Annotated in this window: 4 protein-coding genes; 3 read left to right on the top strand and 1 reads right to left on the bottom strand. The window is 72.7% G+C overall.

What is annotated here, in order from left to right:
* Positions 1 to 97 precede the first annotated feature (97 nt).
* Positions 98 to 835, bottom strand: a complete 738-nt coding sequence (locus HYE82_RS35015; protein ID WP_179178261.1) for a DUF1838 family protein — start codon at positions 833 to 835, stop codon at positions 98 to 100.
* 300 nt (positions 836 to 1,135) lie between these two features.
* Here HYE82_RS35015 and HYE82_RS35010 point away from each other — a divergent pair, with 300 nt between their 5' ends.
* From HYE82_RS35010 to HYE82_RS35000, 3 genes are all read left to right on the top strand, one after another.
* A complete protein-coding gene (locus HYE82_RS35010; protein ID WP_179178260.1) occupies positions 1,136 to 2,143 on the top strand; it encodes a DUF1996 domain-containing protein in 1,008 nt (335 codons plus the stop codon).
* Between the two features lie 97 nt (positions 2,144 to 2,240).
* Entirely contained in the window at positions 2,241 to 2,837 is a 597-nt protein-coding gene (locus HYE82_RS35005) for a sigma-70 family RNA polymerase sigma factor (RefSeq protein WP_179178259.1), read from the top strand.
* Entirely contained in the window at positions 2,834 to 3,577 is a 744-nt protein-coding gene (locus HYE82_RS35000; protein ID WP_179178258.1) for an anti-sigma factor, read from the top strand. The genes HYE82_RS35005 and HYE82_RS35000 overlap by 4 nt, the downstream gene beginning before the upstream one ends.
* The last annotated feature ends 50 nt before the right edge of the window (positions 3,578 to 3,627 follow it).

Here is a 3,627-nt window from a genome sequence, read left to right as displayed (position 1 = left end):
TTCGGGGGAAGATCGCCGGTGGGCAGACAGTAGGCAACGCGGGGATGAACGCGATACGGGGAAAACCCTTGTCCACCCCCTGTCGACCCGCCCGTACCTAGTGCACGGGGTGCAGCCTGCGGAAATAGGTCCAGCTGGTCTCGTTCGGCGCTGACCATTCCTCCGGTGCGCGACCGTATTCGGGGTGGCGGTCGGCGATGTACGCCCGGGTCCGCTCGGGGACTTCGGCGTAGCCTCCGAGCTTGTGCCCGCGGCAGTGGAAGGTGAGCCCGCCCGGCCGCTGCCCCTGTTCCATCCAGGGCAGCCACGGGGACATGCGCGTCCAGGACATGGTGCACGGGACGCTGGGGGCGTCGGTGGTGAGCACCGCCTCCGGGGCGAAGAACTGGAAGAGCTCCAGGGCGCGGTAGGTGTCGCCGGAGGAGTGGAGCGGGTAGTCGGCGACGGGCAGCGGCGAAGGGTAGGAGAGCGGGATCTCCAGGCTGAAGCAGACCTGGTCCCCGAGCCGGGTGAGCGGGATCGGGAACGGGCGCAGCTGCAGGTTCGCGGGGTCGTTCCAGACGTGGATGACCTGCTTGCCCTCCCATTCCTCCAGAATGTCCCGCGTGTTGGGATCCAGGTAGAACGCGGCTTCCCTGGAGAGGAGCCGGTATCCGCCCGTCTCCTCGTCCGGCACCAGCCGGGTGACGCTCAGACCCTCGAAGCCGAACAGGCGCCGATAGGGCTCGTCCGGGGCCCAGGAGTGGACGTCCCCGGTCCAGTGGAAGACCGCCTCGGCGCCGTCGAGGGAGGCGCGGGTGCGGGCGAATGCGTGGAGAAGCTCAGCCGGTGTCATCCGGACTCCTTCGTGGATACCCCCACCCTTGGGTGGAGGAGGAAGCGAGGCACCCTGCGGAGCATGGCAGGGAGCGGCGTTTCGCTGCCAGGGCGAAACGTCGTCACCGCCGACCGGCCGCATCTCGTGATCCGGCCTGACACTGTGCGAGGTGCGATGACCGGCCGCGCGAAGCGGGCGTTCCCACCGGGTACTCTGCGCAGCCGTCCGCGGACCGGGCGAGGGGGCGCGGCGCCGAGGCGTGGCCGGTATGCGGATGGAAGGTTGACGCTGCGGCAGGCAGCGGCAACGGTGACCCGCATGGGTAAGAGGAACGAACGCGGCCTGCTCACGCTGCTGGTCTGCCTGGTGCTGGGCGTCGGACTGCTCGCGGCCGCGCTGGGGGCGTCGCACCTCGGCGGCTCCCGGCGGGCCGCCGCGGAAGCCGCGGACGGTGCCGGGGGAGGCTCCGTGGACCTGCAGGAGCTGCCGCCCGGTCCCGCCGAGCCGCCGCCGACCGGGCCGGACGCCTCGACGGGCACGGTGACGGTGGACTGCGGGCGCAACGAGGAGCGCCACTTCAACGAGGACAACCTCGTGGTCTCCCCCGGGCTGCACGGGGGCGCGCACCACACGCACAGCTACGTGGGGAACCTGTCCGCCGACGCACGGTCGACGGACGCCTCGCTGGCCGCCGCAGCGACCAGCTGCCGCGGCGGCGACCGGTCCACCTACTACTGGCCGGTCCTGCGCCGCACGGACCGGCCGGGCACGCACCCGCAGGAACGGGCCGCGGGCCACGGCAACACGGGCGAGATCCTGTCGGAGGCGTCGGTGTCCGTGGAGTTCCACGGGAACCCGGCGAGCAAGGTCGTGCCGATGCCGCGCTTCCTGCGCGCGGTGACCGGCGACGCCGTGGCCGGCACCGCGCGCAGCGACGCCGACGTCCGGGCCCGGTGGGGGTGTTCCGGCCTGCCCGACCGGTCCACCACCCACTACCCGCGCTGCCCCGAGGGCGACCGGGTCACCCGTACGCTCGCCTTCCCCAGCTGCTGGAACGGGCTCGACGAGGACAGCCCGAACCACCGCTCGCACCTGGTCTTCCCCGCCGCCAACGGCGTGTGCCCGCAGAACACCTTCCCCGTGCCGCAGTTGCGCATCCGGCTGGCGTACGACGTCACGCCGGGGACGCCCCTCGCCGTCGACTCCTTCCCCGAGCAGCGGCACAGCCCGCGGACGGACCACGCCATGTTCGTGAACGCGATGACGGACGCACAGATGGCCTCGGTCGTGGACTGCCTCAACGAGGGCCTGGCCTGCCGCACCTGAGGGTCCGCCGGTTGTGGCGCAACTCACATGAACCGCTTCCCGTCGCACCGCGTGTTCTGACCGCACGACTCGGCACGGAAGACGGAGAGAGGGTGCGATGGCCGGACCACTGTGGCCCCGTACGCGGCGGGGATCGACCGACGAGGCCTTGATCAGGTCGGTCTACGAGGAGCACGGCCATGCGCTGCTGGCGTACGCCACCCGGCTGACCGGGGACCGGGCGACCGCCGAGGACGTCGTCCAGGAGACCCTCATCCGGGCCTGGCGGCACTCGGAGGCGCTGGTCAACGGAAAGGGCTCGGTGCGGGGCTGGCTGCTGACGGTCGCCCGCAACATCGTCACCGACCGCTACCGGGCCAAGGCGGCCCGCCCGCAGGAGGTCTCCGGCGAGGTGGCCGCGCCGCCGGTCGAGGTGGACCACGCCGACTCGGTCGTGGACACCATGACCGTGCTCGGGGCGCTCGACCAGCTGTCCCCGGAACACCGGGACGTGCTGAAGGAGTTGTACTACCGGCAGCTCAGTGTGGCCGAGGCGGCCGACAGCCTCGGCATCCCTGCCGGTACGGTCAAATCACGCTCGCACTACGCACTCAAGGCATTGCGCGAGGTGTTCAGACAAAACGGCACCAAGGAGGGCAATCGAATGGGCAGGCCGCCCCAGCAGCCCGCCGGACTGCGGGAGGTGGTGGCATGAACCGGCAGCAATTCGAGCACGAGGTGGAACTCCTCGGCCCGTACGTACTCGGAGTCCTGGACGAGGAGGACGTCCGCCGGGTCGAGGCGCACGTGCGCGGCTGCGTGCGCTGCCGGGAGGAGGTGGCCGCATTGCGTGAGATGGAAGCGGCGCTCGGCGAGGTGCCCCCGGAGGCGTTCCTCGACGGCCCGCCGCAGGGCGGCGATCTGATGCTGCAGCGCACGCTGCGGCAGGTCCGCGGGGAGGCCGCCGCCGACCGGCGCCGCCGGTTCGGCCTGGCCGGCCTGGCCGCGGCGGCCTCACTGGCCGCGGTGTTCTGGGCCGGGGCCCAGCTCGGTGGTGGTGACGGCCAGGCCGTCGCCCAGCCGCCCGGGCAGGGCGCGGGGATCACGGCTGCGCCGTCCCCGCCGCCGGCCGGGACCAGGGTGGCCTCCGCGACCGACGCGGGCACCGGGGCGCGGATGACCGTACAGGTCACCCCGGCCGCGAAGTGGGTGCGCGTGCGCGCAGCCGTGACGGGGGTGCCGCCCGGCGAGCGGTGCCGGCTGGTCGTGGTGTCGCGCGACGGCAAGAAGAGCACCGCCGGCAGCTGGGTCGTGGGCAGCCAGGCGGGTGGCGAGGCGAAGGGGGCCGCGCTGGACGGCTCGGCGTGGGTGGATCCCGCGGACGTCCGCGAGGTGCTGGTCGAGAACGAGGCGGGCAGGACGTTCGTCTCCGTGCCCGTGCCTGCGGCCGCCTGACCCGGCGTCGCCTCTTCCGGGGGAGCCCGGCCCGCCGGTGACGGCGGGCC

Source organism: Streptomyces sp. BR123, from assembly GCF_013401435.1.
Classification (GTDB): domain Bacteria; phylum Actinomycetota; class Actinomycetes; order Streptomycetales; family Streptomycetaceae; genus Streptomyces.
Note: the sequence above shows the minus strand (reverse complement) of the source record. Positions and strands in the feature narration are given on the sequence as shown.

Bases quoted from the DNA above. Each gene is read 5' to 3' on its own strand.
- HYE82_RS35015 (WP_179178261.1), bottom strand. From the start codon at position 835: ATGACACCGGCTGAGCTTCTCCACGCATTCGCCCGCACCCGCGCCTCC.
- HYE82_RS35010 (WP_179178260.1), top strand. From the start codon at position 1,136: ATGGGTAAGAGGAACGAACGCGGCCTGCTCACGCTGCTGGTCTGCCTG.
- HYE82_RS35005 (WP_179178259.1), top strand. From the start codon at position 2,241: ATGGCCGGACCACTGTGGCCCCGTACGCGGCGGGGATCGACCGACGAG.
- HYE82_RS35000 (WP_179178258.1), top strand. From the start codon at position 2,834: ATGAACCGGCAGCAATTCGAGCACGAGGTGGAACTCCTCGGCCCGTAC.